Annotated in this window: 13 protein-coding genes; 4 read left to right on the top strand and 9 right to left on the bottom strand. The window is 48.3% G+C overall.

Annotated elements, in window-relative coordinates:
* Window positions 1-18: 18 nt before the first annotated feature.
* The 5 genes from truA to fabB form a co-directional block, all read right to left on the bottom strand.
* Entirely contained in the window at window positions 19-816 is a 798-nt protein-coding gene (gene truA / locus CWI82_RS03630; RefSeq protein WP_130202703.1) for a tRNA pseudouridine(38-40) synthase TruA, read from the bottom strand.
* Window positions 816-2870: a FimV/HubP family polar landmark protein gene (locus CWI82_RS03625; RefSeq protein WP_130202702.1), complete on the bottom strand. Its 2055-nt coding sequence runs from the start codon at window positions 2868-2870 to the stop codon at window positions 816-818. The genes truA and CWI82_RS03625 overlap by 1 nt, the downstream gene beginning before the upstream one ends.
* A gap of 63 nt (window positions 2871-2933) precedes the next feature.
* Window positions 2934-3950: an aspartate-semialdehyde dehydrogenase gene (locus CWI82_RS03620; protein ID WP_092855874.1), complete on the bottom strand. Its 1017-nt coding sequence runs from the start codon at window positions 3948-3950 to the stop codon at window positions 2934-2936.
* Window positions 3950-5161, bottom strand: coding sequence for a 4-phosphoerythronate dehydrogenase (locus CWI82_RS03615; RefSeq protein WP_130202701.1), 1212 nt, complete (start codon window positions 5159-5161; stop codon window positions 3950-3952). Before CWI82_RS03615 ends, CWI82_RS03620 begins: the two co-directional genes overlap by 1 nt.
* 109 nt (window positions 5162-5270) lie before the next feature.
* On the bottom strand, window positions 5271-6482 hold the full coding sequence (gene fabB / locus CWI82_RS03610; RefSeq protein ID WP_092855876.1) for a beta-ketoacyl-ACP synthase I: 1212 nt from the start codon (window positions 6480-6482) through the stop codon (window positions 5271-5273).
* A gap of 133 nt (window positions 6483-6615) precedes the next feature.
* Between fabB and mnmC the strand changes: the two genes are divergently transcribed.
* Window positions 6616-8502: a bifunctional tRNA (5-methylaminomethyl-2-thiouridine)(34)-methyltransferase MnmD/FAD-dependent 5-carboxymethylaminomethyl-2-thiouridine(34) oxidoreductase MnmC gene (gene mnmC / locus CWI82_RS03605; protein ID WP_165383871.1), complete on the top strand. Its 1887-nt coding sequence runs from the start codon at window positions 6616-6618 to the stop codon at window positions 8500-8502.
* On the opposite strand, the gene CWI82_RS03600 is transcribed toward mnmC, so the two are convergent.
* The gene (locus CWI82_RS03600) at window positions 8459-8746 is read right to left on the bottom strand and encodes a YfcL family protein (RefSeq protein ID WP_130202699.1); all 288 of its coding nucleotides are present in this window, start codon (window positions 8744-8746) and stop codon (window positions 8459-8461) included. The two genes, mnmC and CWI82_RS03600, sit on opposite strands and share 44 nt — an antisense overlap.
* Window positions 8747-8869: 123 nt before the next feature.
* Here CWI82_RS03600 and fldB point away from each other — a divergent pair, with 123 nt between their 5' ends.
* The gene (gene fldB, locus CWI82_RS03595; RefSeq protein ID WP_092855879.1) at window positions 8870-9403 is read left to right on the top strand and encodes a flavodoxin FldB; all 534 of its coding nucleotides are present in this window, start codon (window positions 8870-8872) and stop codon (window positions 9401-9403) included.
* Here fldB and CWI82_RS03590 read toward each other — a convergent pair.
* Complete coding sequence (locus CWI82_RS03590; RefSeq protein ID WP_092855880.1) at window positions 9378-9863, bottom strand: HIT domain-containing protein; 486 nt, start codon at window positions 9861-9863, stop codon at window positions 9378-9380. The genes fldB and CWI82_RS03590 overlap by 26 nt on opposite strands.
* Window positions 9864-9906: 43 nt before the next feature.
* Here CWI82_RS03590 and CWI82_RS03585 point away from each other — a divergent pair, with 43 nt between their 5' ends.
* On the top strand, window positions 9907-12282 hold the full coding sequence (locus CWI82_RS03585; protein WP_130202698.1) for a zinc-dependent metalloprotease: 2376 nt from the start codon (window positions 9907-9909) through the stop codon (window positions 12280-12282).
* Between the two features lie 60 nt (window positions 12283-12342).
* Here the strand turns inward: CWI82_RS03585 and CWI82_RS03580 are convergent, their stop codons facing one another.
* Together CWI82_RS03580 and CWI82_RS03575 are read right to left on the bottom strand one after the other, a co-directional pair.
* Window positions 12343-15285, bottom strand: coding sequence for a TonB-dependent receptor plug domain-containing protein (locus tag CWI82_RS03580; RefSeq protein WP_130203204.1), 2943 nt, complete (start codon window positions 15283-15285; stop codon window positions 12343-12345).
* Between the two features lie 210 nt (window positions 15286-15495).
* A complete protein-coding gene (locus CWI82_RS03575; RefSeq protein WP_130202697.1) occupies window positions 15496-17124 on the bottom strand; it encodes a M28 family metallopeptidase in 1629 nt (542 codons plus the stop codon).
* Window positions 17125-17272: 148 nt separating this feature from the next.
* Here CWI82_RS03575 and CWI82_RS03570 point away from each other — a divergent pair, with 148 nt between their 5' ends.
* A complete protein-coding gene (locus CWI82_RS03570) occupies window positions 17273-19417 on the top strand; it encodes a TonB-dependent receptor (protein WP_130202696.1) in 2145 nt (714 codons plus the stop codon).
* Window positions 19418-19507 lie beyond the last annotated feature (90 nt).

The raw sequence follows: 19507 nt of genomic DNA, 5'->3' as shown, positions 1-19507 counted from the left end.
GTTTAGCAAAAAGTGGTCTTAACAGTCAGGTAGCCACAGCGGACCAGGCGGTAATTGCGGCAGATCAAACTCTTGTGGATAATCCACTTGCACTAAGTACAAACCTTCGGCTTTCGCAGTAGCCGCTGCTAAAGTTCGATCGCGCCCGGCCAATAAAGTCCCCAACCAAGCTGTGGTTTGCTCACCTTTACCAACTTCGAGCAAACTGCCAACAATATTTCGAACCATGTGATGCAAAAATGCGTTGGCAGCAATATCAACCACAATAAAATCGCCAAATCGGCGTACGTCGATTCGTGTCACGCAGCGATTCGGTGAGTGCGACTGGCATTGCGCAGCTCGAAATGCGCTAAAGTCATGTTCTCCGATAAGGTGCTGCGCCGCCTCGTGCATCCGTTGGGCATCTAGTGGTTGATGGTAATGGCTTAAACCGCGCCCAAGAATACCTGGGCGCATTTTTTGGTTGGCAATAATGTATCGATAACGGCGACCGGTGGCACTAAAGCGCGCATTAAATGACTCGGGCACTTCACGCGCCCAGCGTACTGCTACAGAGTCCGGTAAGTTACTATTCACACCCATGGTCCAAGCGGGCATTGCCCGCTCAAACTGGCAATCGAAGTGAACAACTTGCCCGGTGGCATGTACGCCGGCATCGGTACGCCCTGCGCAGGTTACTTCAACCGGATGATTGGCTACTTTACTCAACGCGCGCTCAAGCACTTCTTGAACACAGACAACCTCTCGTTGCCGTTGCCACCCAAAATACTGACTGCCGTCGTATTCAATACCCAGCGCAATGCGCGTACTACTCATTAATGTCCCTGTTCTTCAATCTTTTGCAATAACATTGCCGCTTCACGTTTTGCGTCTTCGTCATCGGTTTGTGCAACCTTTTCAAGCTCCGAACGCGCCAGCTCATACTCATCCATTTCTAAGTATGCACGGGCTAGATCAATCATTCCCGAAGGTGTTTCTTCGTTATCATCAACTTGACCTGACTCACGCTCAAAACGAGGACTGTCGTAATCCGATTCTGCTGATTCAGCCTCTTCAAGCAGCGCATCAATTTCTAAAAATGAACCATCGTCAGTGTCGTCTTCTGCTTCTGATTTAGTTTCTGTTTCAGCACTTAATGCTTCAAGATCGATATCAGCTAAGTCGACATCTTCGAACTGCTCCAGTTCGACTTCTAAATCCGTTACAGGCGTTTCATCGGTCGCTGGCGCATCAACTTCAGTTGCGGCATCATCGATATGAAAGTCTAAGCTCATTTCATCATCGTCAGCTGTTGCGGGCTCAGTTGGCTTCGTTTCAGCCTGCGACTGTTCAGGAGCTACTGGCGTTGCATCGAACTCTAACGATAAATCATCATCTGCAGTAGCTTCCTCCGGTTGCACCTCTTCCGATAAATCGCTTTCTGCTTCAAGGTCTACCTCAACCTCTTTATCTGGTTGAATTTCGGTCTCAATCTCGCTCTCAGCTTCAGCTTCAGGCTCATCGAAACTACTCGCTAGCAGTGTATCCAGATCCGCTTCGTCATCAACGGTTTCATCAATCGTCTCAAATTCATCTTCTGCATCATCTAGTGCGGATAGTTCATCTTCTAGCGTTTCCGGAGCCTCTTCTTCGTCTGCTTCCGCAACCACTTCTTCATCTTCGTCTAAACGCTCAAACTCAGGCATATCAGCCGCTTCTTCGGCCAGAGCGGCTTGCTCAGCTTCCTCATAAGCGCTTAGTTTCTCTTCTGCTTCACCCTGTTCTTGCTGTTGCTCTTGCTCAGCGGCTTGCATAGCACCGTTATACGGACCCAGCGTTTCACGATTCAACCGGCGAACATACAGCACGTACCAAATAATGGCGGCAAGTAGCAATGGAATCAGAATTGCCAAGGCCAATTGGAACGGTTGTAATAACCAGTCAATAAATTCCTGATATTCAGATTGCTGCTTACGCTTCACAGGCTTCGGTTCAGCAGCTTTCGGCTCGGCAACTTTCTCTTTAGTAGCCGATTCAGTCACTGTAGTGCTTGAAGCCTCTGCTTCAGTTGGCTGTGACGCAACCGGTTGTTCCACCGGTGTTGCTTCTGGTTCTGGTGTTGCGGCAACGGTCTCGACTGGAGTTTCGCTTGCTACCGAAGCCGTTTCACCAGCTTCAACTCGGGTCGCGACAATTTCTGCAGCAATCTGGTCTTGTAGTTCATCTTCGGCCACTTGTTCGGCATTAACCTTCAACCGCAACTGCTCAAGCTCCGCGGTTACTGAATCAAGACGATCTTGTAACTGACTATTTTCGCTGTTTAAGCGCTCAATCAATGAAATCGATTCAGCCAATTGGGTACGTAATTGAGTAAGTTCTGCTACATCAAACTCAACACTAGTTTCGGTAGCAACACGGTTCGAGGCATCAGCTTTTGCTGGAACGCTCTCAACCACATCAGTAGCTTCATCGACAGCTACTGCAGCGACAGAACTATCTTCGGTGGTCGTTTGAGGCGTTGCTGATTCAGTCGCAACTACAGCTGTTTCTGTTCGGGTTCGCTGAGCAATTTCAGGAACCTTAAGGTAATAGCCATCCATCATCCGATCAGCGCGACCGTTGATGAAAGCTTCAGGGTTTAGCTCAATGAACAAGTCCATCATTTCATAAACCGACAAGTCCGTTTTGTCACCATAGTACATGGCGATAGACCATAAGGTGTCGGATGAAACGATTGGACCAAATCGATCAGGCTGCCATCTTGAGGTGGCCTGACCTTGCAGCATAGCCGCCGCACTTGTATTCACAAAACTCGCGTCCGCAGTCACGACTGCTGACGAGCCGAGTGCCAGTGCTATTCCGGCAGCCAGTGCCAAGCTATTCCGTTTCATTGAGCTGGTTCCCTCTTTTGTAATCGTTGTAATTATCGGTACCGCATTGAAAGATGGATAGTTTTACATATAGTCGCGAATTAAGTGTTCTGCAATCTGAATACTATTTGTCGCGGCGCCTTTGCGTACATTATCGGCTACGACCCACAAGTTTAAGCCCTGTGGATGAGAAATATCGTTACGCACGCGTCCTACAAAAACTTCATCATGTCCGGCAGCGTTACCTATTTGTGTCGGAAAATCATCGTTATTATCAAACAAGACAACACCCGGTGCGTGACGCAGCAGCTCCTTCGCCTGTACCGCATCAATCGGTTGTAATGTTTCAATATGTATCGCCTCTGCATGACCAAAAAACACCGGCACACGCACAGCGGTTGCATTCACCCGAATGCTTTCATCCCCAAAGATTTTTTGTGTTTCCCACACCATCTTCATTTCTTCTTTGGTGTAATCGTTATCTAGAAACACATCAATCTGTGGAATACAGTTGAAGGCGATTTGACGGCTAAACCGCTCGACTTCAACTGGGCGTCCATTTAATAGCGCTGCTGTTTGCTGTGCCAATTCGTCCATCGCTTCTTTACCGGCGCCCGAGGTTGACTGGTACGTTGCAACGTTTATCCGGTCAATACCTACCGCATCGTGAATCGGTTTGAGTGCCACAAGCATTTGAATGGTTGAGCAATTTGGGTTGGCGATAATGTTGCGGTTACGAAAGTCAGCCAGTGCGTGAGCATTTACCTCTGGCACAACCAACGGGATATCGGGCTCATAGCGAAATTCCGAGGTGTTATCGATAACCACGCAACCAGCATCCGCAGCTCGCGGCGCATAAATTCGTGAAATATTTCCGCCGGCCGAGAAAAAACCAAGCTCAACTTGACTCCAATCAAAGGTTTCAGCGTCTTCTACCGTGATTTCTTCGCCACGGAACGTAACCGTTGAGCCGGCCGAGCGGCTACTTGCTAATGGAAACAGTTGAGCGACTGGGAAATCCCGCGCTTCAAGAATTTCAATCATGTGTTGACCAACCAATCCGGTTGCACCAAGTACAGCTACGTTAAATGCACGTGACATTACTGCTCCTGCTTTTGTATATGTGAAAATGTGAGTTGTCGCAGACGTACCTGCCACGCCTCTTGCGCGAGCCAACTCCCACCAGCAACGGTACCTTGCGATAACTCTGCGCGGGCCGAATAATTGCGCCGTAGCGCATCAAATGTTGCTGGTTCTGGTGTCGCCTGACGCAATAATTTGTCATCGATGCGTATATCATAAATGTCACGCACCCAAGATGCTAGCATTTGCCATGTTGGTGGTTCATTACTCTGCCAACGATACATCCGCACAGCTTCAGGCCACGGTTGCATTAACTCGCTTAACGGCGGCAATTCTGAAGTTAATTTAGCATGCTTTAACCACTGCGCTAGCTCGGAAAATAATCGCCGTGTACCTCCCACTTTACCAGCGACACTGTGCCCGGCAATATGCGCAGTGGCATAGCGTAACCAAGGAAATAAGTCAGCGGCAACTTGCGGTTCATGTTCCCACACATCCAAAACAACATGTAAGCGCTGACCACATTGCATGGCTGCACGCAGTGCCTGCTCTTCAATAACAGCTCCGCGGCTGGCGTTAATCAGAATGCAGTTATCAGGCAACGCTGCAATACTGGCTTGCGTGAACAAATGATAAGTCGGGTATTCACCGGCTTTAGTCATAGGTACATGACAACTTATAACGTCGCTGGCTAGCACGCGGTGCCAATCAGCATGAACATCGACAGGTGCAGAAGTACCTTCACGTTGCAATAATGGCGGATCGTAATAGTGCACATGCAATCCCAACCCGCTGAGGCGTTGGCCTGCTGCACGACCAGTATGACCGGCGCCGATAATGGCAACCTCGCCTCGCGGCAAATTACCTTGTTCTAACGCGATGCAGCTCACTGCACTGGCAACATAGTCACCCACTGCATTCGCATTTACGCCTGGTGTTGATACAAAATCGATGCCGGCAGCTTGGCAGGCTGCTGCATCAACATGCTCGGTACCGATCGTTGCGGTACCAATCCACTTTAACTGTGGCGCTTGTTGCAGCAGATCGGGATCGACTTTGGTTATCGAGCGAATCATCAAAAAATCGGCTTGAGCGAGTTGTTCTGGTGTGGGTTGGCGACCTTGAAACGTCGTCAACGTCAAAGCGACGCCCTGCTGCTGAAGCGCATCCGAAAAACGGTGAGCGAGTTCGGTAACCAACGGCATCGAAGCATCAGCTAAAAGCTGCATCAATCAAACCCTGTCAGATAGCGATGGATGAATTGTTAAAGAGCATACAACAAAAAGGTGCGCATTTGCGCACCTTTTTACCACCGTATGCATGATGAAGATGTTAATTTTATTGATATTTACGCAAAACTAACGTTGCGTTAGTTCCACCGAAACCAAAACTGTTCGACATCACTGTGGTTAATTCAGCTTTTTGCGGTTCACGAACAATGTTCATGCCTTCTGCAGCTGGGTCTAAGTTCTCGATGTTAATCGAAGGCGCAACAAAACCATGTTGCAACATCAACAACGAGTATATCGCTTCATGGACACCTGCAGCACCCAATGCGTGACCAGTCATTGCTTTAGTCGCACTGATGTAAGGTGCTTTATCACCAAACACTTCACGAATCGCTTCCAACTCTTTGGTATCACCAACTGGCGTTGAAGTACCATGCGTGTTGAGATAATCAATTGGCGTGTCGACGGTGTCCATCGCCATCTTCATACAACGCACTGCGCCTTCACCAGAAGGTGCAACCATGTCATAACCGTCTGAAGTAGCACCGTAACCAACAATTTCAGCGTAGATGTGGGCACCACGAGCTAACGCAGTTTCCAACTCTTCAATTACGAGAATACCGCCACCACCAGCTGGCACAAAGCCATCGCGATCGGCATCGTAAGTACGTGATGCTTTACTCGGTGTTTCGTTGTATTTGGTTGAGAGCGCACCCATCGCATCAAATTCCATGCCGAGCGTCCAATGCAACTCTTCACCGCCGCCAGCAAATACGCGATCTTGCTTACCAAACTGAATCAACTCAAGTGCGTGACCAATACAATGTGCAGATGTTGCACAAGCAGAGCTGATTGAGTAGTTCACACCTTTAATTTGAAATGGTGTAGCCAAACATGCTGATGTAGTTGAAGCCATACAACGTGGCACCATATATGGGCCAACACGCTTCACGCCTTTTTCACGCATGATATCTGCCGCAGCAACTTGATGCTCGCCTGACGCACCGCCAGAGCCAACCACCAAACCTGTACGTGGGTTGGATACTTGCTCGTCAGTTAAACCGGCATCTTCAATTGCTTGCGCCATCGCCATGTACGCGTAGGCCGCTGAATCACCCATAAAGCGTAATGCTTTACGATCGATGTGATCAGCTGGGTTCGCCCGTACGGGCCCCCATACCTGACAACGTAATCCCATGTCGGCGAATTCTTGAGAAAATTCGATGCCCGAGCGTCCTTGTTGTAACGACTCCAACACCTCTTGTTTGTTTACGCCGATACTGGACACAATGCCCATACCGGTAATCACTGCTCTTCTCATTCTATTATCCTGTCTTGCTGAGCGCTGCTGTATGGTAGCTCACTTCTTGAAAAAAGTGGTCTGCTTTCCGCCTTTTTACCTAAATATTGTTACACTATGACGCATGTTTCATCGACTGCTGTAGGTTATTTTTGTGAGTCATCAATTCAACAAGCATTTCACCAGCGAACAACCTGCTACTGCCAAGGTTAGCTTTAATCAATTAGGCGTTCCGGTTTCCACTGAATTTGATGATATTTATTTTAACAATGAAAACGGATTAGCCGAAAGCCGTTACGTATTTCTTCAGCATAACGATCTCCCAACACGCTGGCAAACCTCTTTGCATAACACCTTCACTGTTGCCGAAACCGGATTTGGCACGGGTTTAAACTTTTTAGCCTGTTGGCAACTGTTTCAGAACACTGCACCTGCAAACAAGCGTCTACACTATGTTTCCTTTGAAAAGTACCCGCTTCGCCGAGCCGATCTTGAACGTGCATTAAGTGCTTTTCCAAAATTAGCGGGATTAGCTCGAGAGCTACTACAAGCGTATCCATCAGCTCAAACGGGCTGTCATCGCATGCAGTTTGAACATAATCGGGTGGTCGTCGATTTGTGGTTTGGTGATATCCACGAGCAACTTCCCGAGTGGCTTCCGCAGGCACAGAACACCGTTGACGCTTGGTTTCTTGATGGCTTCGCACCCGATAAGAATCCACAAATGTGGCAACCCAATGTTTTTCAGGCCATGGCGAGCAGTTGCCGAAACGCCGGTACTTTTGCAACATTTACAGCCGCTGGAGCGGTGCGCCGCGGCCTTCAGAAAGCTGGCTTTAACGTTATTAAAGCGAAAGGATTTGGGCGCAAACGCGAAATGCTACAGGGTAGCATAAGTAAATCATCACAGGTCGCAGCACCAACTAGCAAATCCGTCACAGTCGTTGGCGGGGGGATTGCCTCAGCATGCCTTGCTTGGTCACTGACGCAGCGTGGTTATACAGTGCATCTGATTACCAGTGGTATCGCCAATGGCGCTTCTGGTAATGCGCAAGGCGCTGTGTATCCCCTACTGCACGCAGAACTCAGTCCGTTGAGCCAGTTTTTTGTTTGTGCATTTGACCATGCGCGGCAGTTCTATCAGAGTTCATACTCGGATTTATGGCATGCAACCGGCGTCATCCAGCTTGCCTTTAACACGATTCGCGAGCAACGGCAGCAGAAAATAGCCAGCGGTGGCTATTATGACAACCATTTGGTTACCGCTATTTCAGCCGAGCAAACACAACAAATTTGGGATGCTTTGCCAGCACAACCTGCGCTGTATTATCCGAGTTCAGGATGGATACCACCGCAGCGCTTAGTGGAGACCATACTGCAGAGCTGCGGTAAATTACTCAAAATCACTAAAGTAACGACCGTTGAATCGATTCAAAGAAGTGCCGCTGGACATTGGCAAGTCAGCGCAAGTGATGGCAAAAATTTCGATGCTGAAACACTGGTCGTTGCTGCTGGAGCTCACACGACAGAGTTGCTTGCCCCGTGGCACATCGTCACTCAGAACGTACGCGGGCAAGTGACACAAGTGGAGGCTTCAGAAACCAGCGCAAGCTGCCCTTTGGTGGTGTGTTACAAAGGCTATTTCACCCCTGCCATGAACGACAATGGCGGCTTAACACACTGTGTAGGAGCAACCTATAATCGCGAATTTAGTGCGGAGAACTATCAACAAGTTGATGCTGCTGATACTGCAGAAAATCTAGCAACACTGCAGGACAATCTGAATCAAGCGTGGACGCAGCAATTGACTGCGGTAAGCGATCGCGCTGCGTTGCGTAATACCACTCGTGACCATTTACCAGCTTGTGGTTGGCTAACGAATAATTTGGGGATGTTAAGTGGGCTTGGTTCGCGCGGTTTCACCAGCGCACCGTTGTGCGCTGAACTTCTCGTAAGCCAGTGGCTCGGCGAGCCACAGCCATTAGCCAATTCGTTAATTAAGCGACTTGAGCCGCAACGGCTTCAAGCCGAGTCAGCATAGCTTGAATGTGTGCCATGTCCACTGGAGCTAATTCGTGTTTCGCTTGTTCAACCGATGCATGCACTGCCGGGAGCACGGCATCAGCACTGGCGTTGTCATTCAATTCAAGCTGCGCCACGACTAAATCGAAGTGGCCACGTAAATAACCGCTAGCAAAGAGTTCATCGTCGGAACCAGTGGCGACCACGTCATCAAAAACTTGTTCGAGTGATTGGATGTAGTCATGAAATGCTGCTGATGCCATAAAATTACCTCTGTTGCGCGATGCTTGTTTTTAGAAGCGCAAGCATACCATAAAGCGGCTATTTTCTGATACACTACAGGCCTCTTTTATTCCTCGAACTCATCAATGATTAGGCGACAAGACATGGCTTTACGCATTGGTTTATTTTACGGCTCAACCACTTGTTTTACCGAAATTGCAGCAGAAAAAATTCAAGCTCAGTTTGCTCCGGGTGAAGTTGAGTTATTCAATATTAAAGATGTACCTCTAAGCGACGCCGAACAGTTTGATGTTATTATTTTTGGCCTTTCCACGTGGGATTTCGGCGAAATCCAAGAAGATTGGGAAAGTCACTGGAGCGATATTGCTGATCTTCAGCTAAACGGCAAAATTGTTGCTCTATTTGGTATGGGCGATCAAGTCGGTTATACCGACTGGTTCCAAGATGCGCTTGGTATGTTACACGATGAGTTAGCGGCAAACCCTGGTACGCAAGGCTGTATTCGTATCGGCTTTTGGCCCAATCAAGGTTATGATTTCGCCGCCTCCAAAGCACTGACCGCTGATGGTGAGTTTTTTGTCGGTTTAGCGCTCGATGAAGACAGCCAATACGAATTTAGCGAAGAACGTATTCAGCAGTGGTGCGCTCAGCTTAAAGAAGAGCTTGCCAGCGTTTAATTTCTTGCTTTCTTGCCGACTCGTCAAAGCGCTGGGCGGCTGAGTGCCCCCATACCGGCCCCGGCCATGCCGGATCTTGTGGGTGGCGCATCACTAAATGCACGTGTAATTGGCTTACGACATTGCCAAGCGCACCCACATTGAGTTTTTGCCCTATCCCAACTTGCTTCAATAGCAAAGAGACTTGCTGTACTTCAAGCGCCAGCTGCTGCTGTTGCGGCGCGGATAAATCCGTAAATTCAACACTATTGTCGACCCGCGGAATTAACATCAACCAATCGTAGCGCTCGTCATCAAAACGCCGCACGTCGCACAAAGGCCAATGTGCAAGTAGAAAGCTGTCGCTTGCCAAGCGCGTGTCTAACGTAAATTTGTCGCCATCAGCCGCGTTCAACGAATTCCCTGCGTTACTTTGCACAGCGAGTTTGTTATAACGGTTTTTTGAGGTTGTATTTTGCATCCAATAATCCATGAACTAGTTATTAAAACGGTGAGCCACAATCATGCTACGCATTGTTTTATTTACGTTTTTAATTTTAACTGCAAGCTTTTCATCTGCGACTTATGCGCAATCCAGCACGCCAGTAACAACATCCGCGGTTGCTCAGTTTACCGCTGAGATGCGTGCTCATGAAGGTTTTTTCACCTTCTATCATGATCAGTCGCAAGGCAAAATTTACTTACAAGTACCGAAACAGCAGCAACAGTTTATTTTTCAAACCAGCTTACCATGGGGGCTTGGTTCAAACGATATCGGCTTAGATCGTGGCCAACTCGGCGCGACACGACTTGCTAGCTTTTATCTTGAAGGCGACAAAATATTACTCCTGCAACACAACACGCAGTTTCGCGCCAACAGCGACAACGAAGCTGAGCGCAAAAGTATCAACGAGGCCTTTGCTGATTCAGTCATTGCCGGCTTCACGGTTGTTGCGCAAGATGCCAATCACGTGCTGATTGACTATACCCCGTTTCTGCTAAGTGACACGCATGGCGTAGTCAAACGCTTACGAGACAGCAAACAAGGTCAATACAAACTCAGCACTGACAAGTCGGTCATTTATCCAGCGCGCAGTAAAGCGTTTGCCGACAATACTGAATTAGAGGCAAAAATTACCTTTAGCGGCGAAGGTACAGGTCAGTATGTCCGCAGTGTTGCGGCTGACCCTGACCATTTAACCATGCATCTACACCACTCATTTATTCGCTTGCCGGATGCACAATATCAGCCCCGCCAATTTCATCCACAAAGTGGCTATTGGTCTGAAACACATCGTGACTATGCGGCGCCGCTTGATGCCCCGACTACCGTGCAATATATTCCACGGCATCGCATGAGCAAAGACCAGCCGATTATCTATTATCTCGATCCGGGCGTTCCTGAGCCGGTGCGTAGCGCTCTATTGGAAGGTGGGCGCTGGTGGGCCGAGGCTTTTGCCGCCATCGATTTACCCAACGGCTTTCAAGTACGCGAGTTACCTGCCGATGCAGATCCAATGGATGTGCGTTACAACGTGATTCAATGGGTACATCGAGCCACTCGCGGTTGGTCCTATGGTTCATCCATTATAGACCCACGAACCGGCGAAATAATCAAAGGTCATGTCACCTTGGGCTCGCTACGCGTGCGTCAAGATATGTTGATAGCACAGGGGCTATTGGCCCCATTTGCTGCGGATACCCCTGAACAGCAGGCTGAGCTAACAGCACAAATCGAAGCCATGGCACTGGCGCGGATTCGTCAATTGTCTGCTCATGAAATTGGCCATACCCTAGGTATTGCACATAATTTTGCCGCCAGCGCAGATGATCGCGCGTCGGTGATGGATTATCCACACCCGCTGATTAGTATCGATATTGAAACAGGTGGCTTATCGTTAGCCGATGCCTACACCGAAGGCGTTGGTTTGTGGGACATGCAAGTCATTGCCTATGGTTATGGTAGCGCTGACCCTGAATCGGTATTAGCGCAAAACCGTCGTTTAGGTTTAAGTTTCATTTCTGACCGTGATGCACGCGCCGCCGGTGGTGCTCATCCAGATGCACACCTATGGGATAACGGTAGCGACGCAGTCACCGAATTAGAGCGGGTGCTGGCCGTTAGAAAAACGGCATTAGAGCAGTTTGGTTTAGGCAATCTCGCTGATGGCCGGCCACTGAGCGAATTACAGAATTTGCTGGTACCCATGTACTTGTTGCATCGCTATCAAGCCGAAGCGGCAGTGAAAATGATTGCTGGTTTACATTACGACTACGCAGTTAAAGGGGCCGGTGAAATTGATATTCGTCCAGTGAATGCCTCGCAGCAACAGCGTGCGATAAGTGTCCTCAGTCAATCATTAAGCGCTGACATGCTTGCCTTACCTGAGCGCATCATCAACCTCTTAGCGCCAGCTGCGTACGGTGAGGGTTACGACCGCGAACGATTTAACGGCTTAACTGGCCTGGTCGCTGATCCAGATACGATGGCTGCGAGCTCAGCACGTTTCGTATTGAATTTGATGCTGAACTCACAGCGCCTTGAACGATTGCAGCAACAGCATAGTCGCGACCAATCAATTCCAGCGGTATCAGTTTTACTCAAACATGTTGCTGATGCTGCAATTGCACCAGCGTATGCAGCCAATGCATCAACGCTAGAGCAACGCTTAGCATTTGAGGCGCTTGATGCGGTTGTTACAACTTATAGTCAAGACAATCTGAGTGCGGCAATCAAAGCGCCGTTGTTTGCGTTCTTAAAAGCCCAGCAACAAAGCTGGCAAAGCGCTGCAAGTTCTGCACATCGTGATTATGCCTTGTATGCCCTAGAACAATGGTTTGCTGGGAAACCTTGGCCGCTCAAAGCGGCGCCAGATTTACCCCCCGGCTCACCTATTTAATCCCATAAAAAACGCCAGCATCATGCTGGCGTTTTCATTTGTCGTAATAAGTGATTACGCTTAGAACGAATAACCGATGTTAACGAACAGCTGACGACCAAACTGGTCATACTGCGAGTACAACATCGCATTACCCACCGCGTAAGTAGCTGATGGGCTACCCATCGGTGGCTTCTTATCAAACACGTTGGTCATACCTAAAGTCACGTCAACATTGTTGTCGAACTTCTTGTTAACCGATGCGGTATGATAAACGGTGGTTGGTGCTTCACTGATGAAGTAAACCGGTGTACCACGATAAGTCGTTTCGTTTCCGCTAGCAAAACGATCGTAATCGTCTACTTTGCTAACATAACGAGCAACCCAAGTATACGCCCAACTATCACGCTCAAGTGCTACAGTTAATGAACCTGAGTGACGTGGGTTACCTAAACGACCAACGTATTGAATTGGCGCACTGTCTTCAAATTGACGATAAGTACGTTCAATTTGAATGGTGTGGTCAAGACGAACACGCAAGAAACCAACATCAGTTTCATCTTGGTAGCTCACAACAGTATCGATACCACGAACCTTTTGGCTCGCCACGTTCACGTAGCCACCATAAACTTCGTCGATACCCCAGTTGCCGCTTTCGCTACCGTCATTACGGGTGAAACGATCGCAGAACGGTTCGTTCTCGAAGTTCTCAGAGGTATAACATAGGTTGAGGATCTGCACGCCTGACAAATCATCAACTTGGTTGTCGATTTGAACACTGTAGTAATCAACCGAGGTTGCCCACACACCTTCAGGACTAGTCCAAACGAAGCCAACGCCTTCTGATACTGATGTTTCAGCACGTAAGGTGCCAGCGCCACCGCCGGTATAAGCGGTACCTGAACCGAAATCTTGCGCGTAATCACCTGGGATACCGTCAGCTTGGCAGTTCGCCAATACCGTTGGGTTAATGGTGCCGTCTTGTTCGCGCTGCGCCCAGTTCCAGCAGGGGTCACTGCGCTGATCAAAGAACGCTGATTGGTCGCCAAGATACAGCTCAAACAACGCTGGCGAACGGAACGAGGTGCCACGTGATGCACGAACTCGGAAGCTATCAGTGACAGCCCAGTTGACGCCCAGTTTATAAGTCGTGTCGCTACCGTAGGTGTTTACATCAGTCCAACGTGCCGAACCGGTGACGTCCAAGCTGTAAATACCGGGCAAGTCACGCAATACCGGTACTTGTACTTCGCCATAGGCTGCAACGGTGGTTTGACGCCCTGCGGTGATACCTGCACTGCTCATTCCCCATGAGTTTTTCGCTAAAGTAGCTTCTCCCGGAGTATCAACGATTTCGTCAGTTTGGTAAGCCATACCAACGGCTGTTGCAACAGTACCGGCTGGCAAATCAAACAAGTCACCCGTTATATACGCATCAACGGTATCTTGCTTATAGATAGTTTTGCCATGGTCAACGCCAAACAAGAAGTCACGCGTACCTTGATCGAAGTTACCGCGCAAATATTCTGGATCGAAGAAATCAATCGCATAACATTCGCGTTGTGAAATTGGCGACAATTCACCTTCACATGGGTCTCCCCAAATTGCGTTGGCAGCCATTTCTAAAGCATCTTGGTAGATGATTTTCGTAGCATACGTGCCGCTACTTAAACTACGCTGCCATGATACATCCCAGTTCCAAAAACCAATTGAACCTTCAAGGCCTAATACGCCACGGGTATAATCGATCGTTGTGGTGCTGCCTGAGTGATCGGTAACTGCAGTTGGGTCAAGCGCAACATAACCATCCCAGCCTTCAACTAAACCATACCAAGCAGGAATGAACGGTTCCCAGAATTGGCGATAACTGTTGATTTGGGTTTCACGACGGCTGTACAAGAGTTCCGAATAGAAACGCACTGTATCTGTCAAATCATAATCAGCTTGACCGTACAATGACCACGCTTCAGTGCGTGGAATCATGGTTTCTAAGTTTTGGAAAGGATGATCGGCATCAGCCCAACCATCACTGGTTTTGTCATAACCGACCGGGAACCAGCCTTCAGGAACGGCGATATCACCTGGATTCTGTGGATCATACGTTGGTAATCCAGCAGCAGTTTTTGAACCGTCATAGTCGTAGTTTTGAATCAGTGAGATATAGTCTTCTGCGCCGTAATCCCACATCCACATACCGTATGGCAAATCGTTACAGTGGTAATCGCCAGTACGCGGGTCAATTGGATCAGCACGCTCTCCAGTTTCCTGATCAAAGTACATGCGCTGACCACAAGCAAAGTGGTCACGGTCGCCACGAGCGAGCTCTTGTTGCAAACGATAATCGGCAACTAAGCGCACCGAACCTTTGCTGTATGCACGGCCGATAGTTCCGTTCAAACGGTAGTTCTCACCGCCTGATTCCATTGGCTGATTAGCGCTAACGTTAAACGATGAATCATCACCTTTTTTGGTAATAATGTTGATAACACCAGCAACTGCATCTGAACCGTATAAAGATGATGCACCATCTTTTAGGATTTCAACTCGCTCAACTGCCGATACCGGAATTGAGTTCATGTCGAATGCAGCAACCTGGCCACGGGTACCTGCAGGGCCGGCACGACGACCGTTAAGCAAGACCAAGGTCCGGTTCGCACCAAGACCACGCATTGAAATAGATTCGTTACCAGCACCGCCCTCTGTCACGCTGCCAACCGACATCGCTGAAGTTAACTGATTTGAACCTGATGCAACGGTAGATGTACGTAATAATTCACCTAACGTGCTTAACCCCTGCTCGACGGCAATTTCAGTTGAAATCACTTCAAGTGGTGAGTCATTATCTAAACCATCAGAACGAATACGCGAACCAACAACGGTAATGCGCTCAGCGCGCTCTTCCGCTTCGACATTTTCTTCCTCATCAGATACGTCTTGTGCCATTGCGCCAGCTGAAAGTAGCGTTGAGGCCGCGCCAAATACCAGCGCAAGACGTACCGATTTGGCGATACGACTATTTTTCATCATCTCTCCAAAATAGAACTTTAGTTATTTTTGTTGTAAGAGCGTCACAGCTCTTATCAAAGCCTCTGCTCAAACGAGCAAAAGGCGGAGCAACCTACCAAGACAACGGAAAAGAACAATGAAAATTAGTTGTTTTGCGGGATATATCCGATAAAAAAAAAGCGCCGCTCAAAAAAGCGACGCCCCTGCTTACTTAATGTACAGCTTGGTTTAATCAAGCTGCGAGAAGAAACTCTCTGGTAACCAACGTGGACGTTCCACCTGATTCGCAATTTCTTGACCAATCGCGAAGTTAATATTGGTAAATGTAACGCCGGCCTCGTAGTTAATTGGCAGATCCGGTTGGTCGCTTGGACGGTGATAATGCTCAGCAAAGAACTTACCCCAAACTTCACCACCATCTTCACCTTCAGTTTTTGAGGTAAAGCCGGTCATCAAGAACACTGCTGGAACGCCCTTCTTCACAAACGGATAATGGTCTGAGCGAGTAAAAATGGCTTGCTCAGGCATTGGGTCTTCGCTTAACTCAATACCGAATTGTCCAGCTGCACGTGCAACCGTCTCACCCAGCGTTGAATGCGTTGAACCGAACGCAATCACATCGGCAAAATCATACAAAAGCACAGGCATATCAAGGTTCACGTTCGCCACAATTTGACTCAGCGGCACAGTTGGATGGTGCGCAAAGTAGTCCGCGCCCAACAAACCACGCTCTTCAGCAGTGATTGATAAGAACATAATTGAGCGTTTCGGCTGCTTCCCACTTTCTTTAAACATGCGCGCAGTTTCAAGCATCACCGATACACCTGAGGCGTTATCCATCGCACCATTGTTGATGTGATCTTCTTGGCTCAAGTCTTTGGTCATCCCAATGTGGTCAGAATGCGCGGTGTAAAGTACATACTCATTCTTTAACTTGTCATCGCTGCCAGGTAATACTGCAGCTACGTTCGGGCTACTGATTTCCTCGTGGCGTGAAGCACGCTGCAAACGAGCTGTTACACCTAAATCGAAACCTTTTGGTGATTCACCCGCTTCGAGCTGAGCGAAAATTTCTTCCAGTGCAACTGGTGCGTTCACGAATAATTTTTCTGCGGCTTCGTGCTGCACATAGGCTGATGCGGCAATGTTCTTGTACGCTACATTTGGTTCACCGTTCGGATGCAACCAACGAACACTCGGCGCCCGTTGATACATGATACTGACTTCAAACGGACGCACTTTTTCACGTGCCGGGGTGTGCAAATTGATAATACCTACGGCACCACGTTCAGCTGCAAATTTAGTTTTGCTGCTATTCAAGTGAGCGCCTTCTTCGCTTGGCAGGTCTTCTGGACGACCACTGACCATCACAACGATTTTGCCTTCAACATCAAGGCCTTCATAATCATTGATACCAAATGCTTCTGAAACTAAGCCGTAGCCAACAAAAACGAGCGGCGCCTCAACATCATCTTTTTCACTATACGCACTCGGCCCAGTGATAAATTCTTTCGGATAATCAAGACTGATTTCGTCATTGCCGGTATTCAACGTAAACGATGCGCTGTTTTCTTCTAAGAAACTGCGACGGAATTTAATACGTTGAAAGTAAGTGCCGTCATCACCGGCTGGTTCTAAACCTAAGCGTTTAAATTCAGTGGCAATGTATTTAGCAGCAATTTCGTGACCGCGGCTGCCAGTATCACGACCTTCAAGGTCGTCACTTGCCAAAAATTCAAGGTGGGCTTGCAAGGCAACAGCGTCAGCACTAACTGCTGTCGTTGTTGAAGATTCATCGGCACAAGCCGAGAGGCTTAGTGCTACCGCAATAGCACCAATATATGAGAAAAATCGCATGGTTAACGTCCAATTATAGTCATTATAAAAAGGTCTCCGACAGTGTAACCAACCTCTGCCGCTCATACTAGCGCTTGCGACAAGATAAAACTTATTGTAATGTTACATTATAACATTACATAAAGCCTTTTATCGGAGAGTCCACCGTATGGTATCGCAGTTTCGTAAAAGCCCATTGGCATTATTCGTAACAAGTTTTGTCAGTATTTCAGCCAGCACTGCCACAATGGCGCAACAGGTCGAGCAAGAAGCTCACCAACACGAAGATACGGAAGTCATTGTCGTTACCGCAAGCCCGCTGAATAAAACGGCTTTAGAGTCGTCGCAACCGATCTCGGTGGTTTCGGGTGATGAATTGCGTGAGCACCATGCGCATACGCTTGGAGAAACTCTCGCGCAAGAACCTGGGGTCAATGCGACCCACTTTGCTGGCGTTGCTAGTAGCCCAATTATTCGTGGCTTGGATGGCCCACGAGTAAAAATCACCCAGAATGGACTTGATAGTGGCGATGTCTCACGTGGCTCCCCTGACCACGCAGTCACCACTGAAACCTCTGTGGCTGAACAAATCGAAATATTCCGAGGCCCAGCCACTTTGCTCTATGGATCTGGTGCCATCGGTGGTGTGGTCAACGTCGTCGACAACCGCATAGCACAAGAATTAACCGGCGGCCATAGCGGTTTTTATGGAACCAAGTTTGATAGCGCCAGTAACTTGCGTGAAGCCACCGTCGGCTTTACCGGTGACCACAACAATACTGTATGGCATTTCGATGCGTTTAAGCGCCGGAGCGACGATTACCAAGTACCTGAGTTCACCAATGATGAAGGTGAAACCGTTGATGAAATCGAAAACAGCTTTATAGATGCGCAAGGTGCCAACGTCGGCGTCAGCTATATTTTTGACACGGGCTATTTGGGAGCGTCTTACGGCCGTTTAGAGCAACAATATGGTATTCCGGGCCACGCCCATGGTCATGCTGAAGATGAGCATGACGAAACAGCCACAACCGAAGAGCACAGTGAAGCGGGCCCTTATGCTGACATGTGGCAAAACCGTATTCAAATTCACGGTGGATGGTTGAATCCATTCAATAATATTGAACGGGTCGAATTGCGTTATGGCTTTACTGATTATCAACATCAAGAAATTGAAGATGCTGTACCAAGCACTACTTTTACCAATAACCTTCACGAACTGCGCTTAACCGCAAATCACGCAGCAATATTAGGCTGGCAAGGCGCATTTGGTTATCACTACTTTGAAAAAGCACAAGAAGCATTTGGTGAAGAAGCGTATACACCAAATTCAGATACTACTAAACATGGCCTGTTTTGGTTACTCGAACGCGACTTCGATGGCCTCAACTGGCAATTAGGAACACGTGTTGAAGATGTGCAAGTCAATGATTATTCATTTACTCCGGTGTCCGCCTCGGTTGGTTTTACTTACCCGTTCGCCGACGGTATGCAAATATCCACGAATTTAAGCCATGCGCAGCGCGCACCGTCAGCCAATGAAATACTTTCAAATGGTGCGCACCTCGCGACACAAACCTATGAGATTGGTTTAGCTTACAGCGTGCATGAAGAAGCCGAGCACGTTTATCATGTCGAAGCGGCCGAAGTCATGCCTGAAGTGGAAGTTTCAAATAATATTGATGTTGGCTTACACCTTGATTACAGCCAGTTTCATATGGATTGGAACGTATTTTATAATCGCGTAAACGACTTCGTGTACGGCGCATTTACTGGGATTAATAGTGCTGATCTCGAACTCGAACATGAGGGCGAGCATATGGATAGCCATGATAATGCACATGATCACAGTGATGGCCTGCCGGTTATTAGTTATGTGCAGCGTGATGTTGATCTCTATGGCTACGAGCTGAGCGCTTATTATGAGTTTAATCGCCAGTGGCAACTCCACGGTTTCAGTGACTACGTGCGAGCCAAAGTTCGTGATGGCGGTGAGAATCTGCCCCGTATACCAGCTCAGCGCATCGGTACTGAACTCCGATACATCGCCGCTAACTGGGAGACGAAGCTTGGTTATACTTGGTACAACAAGCAAACCTATGTCGCACCAACAGAAAAAATAACCGACAGCTTTGGTTTACTCAACGCGCAGCTTAATTGGTTTCCACGCGCACTCACGGCACACAATATCAGCTTATATTTCAAAGCGGATAACCTCACCGATGAACTCGGTTACGTTCATTCTTCGTTTTTAAAAGAAGATGCACCAATGCGTGGTCGTAATTTCAGCATTGGTCTACGTGGTGAATTCTAGGCGGTGAATTCTAGCGCACTGACCGTGCGCTTTATCGCAGTGCAATAAGTATTGCGCTTAGCTTTGATAAACTAAAAGAGTTTTTTCAAT

The sequence above is a fragment of the Pseudidiomarina tainanensis genome, assembly GCF_004214835.1.
Classification (GTDB): domain Bacteria; phylum Pseudomonadota; class Gammaproteobacteria; order Enterobacterales; family Alteromonadaceae; genus Pseudidiomarina; species Pseudidiomarina tainanensis.
This window is presented reverse-complemented; position numbering and strand designations above follow the sequence as displayed.

Bases quoted from the DNA above. Each gene is read 5' to 3' on its own strand.
- truA (WP_130202703.1), bottom strand. From the start codon at position 816: ATGAGTAGTACGCGCATTGCGCTGGGTATTGAATACGACGGCAGTCAG.
- CWI82_RS03625 (WP_130202702.1), bottom strand. From the start codon at position 2,870: ATGAAACGGAATAGCTTGGCACTGGCTGCCGGAATAGCACTGGCACTC.
- CWI82_RS03620 (WP_092855874.1), bottom strand. From the start codon at position 3,950: ATGTCACGTGCATTTAACGTAGCTGTACTTGGTGCAACCGGATTGGTT.
- CWI82_RS03615 (WP_130202701.1), bottom strand. From the start codon at position 5,161: ATGCAGCTTTTAGCTGATGCTTCGATGCCGTTGGTTACCGAACTCGCT.
- fabB (WP_092855876.1), bottom strand. From the start codon at position 6,482: ATGAGAAGAGCAGTGATTACCGGTATGGGCATTGTGTCCAGTATCGGC.
- CWI82_RS03600 (WP_130202699.1), bottom strand. From the start codon at position 8,746: ATGGCATCAGCAGCATTTCATGACTACATCCAATCACTCGAACAAGTT.
- fldB (WP_092855879.1), top strand. From the start codon at position 8,870: ATGGCTTTACGCATTGGTTTATTTTACGGCTCAACCACTTGTTTTACC.
- CWI82_RS03590 (WP_092855880.1), bottom strand. From the start codon at position 9,863: ATGCAAAATACAACCTCAAAAAACCGTTATAACAAACTCGCTGTGCAA.
- CWI82_RS03585 (WP_130202698.1), top strand. From the start codon at position 9,907: ATGCTACGCATTGTTTTATTTACGTTTTTAATTTTAACTGCAAGCTTT.
- CWI82_RS03580 (WP_130203204.1), bottom strand. From the start codon at position 15,285: ATGAAAAATAGTCGTATCGCCAAATCGGTACGTCTTGCGCTGGTATTT.
- CWI82_RS03575 (WP_130202697.1), bottom strand. From the start codon at position 17,124: ATGCGATTTTTCTCATATATTGGTGCTATTGCGGTAGCACTAAGCCTC.
- CWI82_RS03570 (WP_130202696.1), top strand. From the start codon at position 17,273: ATGGTATCGCAGTTTCGTAAAAGCCCATTGGCATTATTCGTAACAAGT.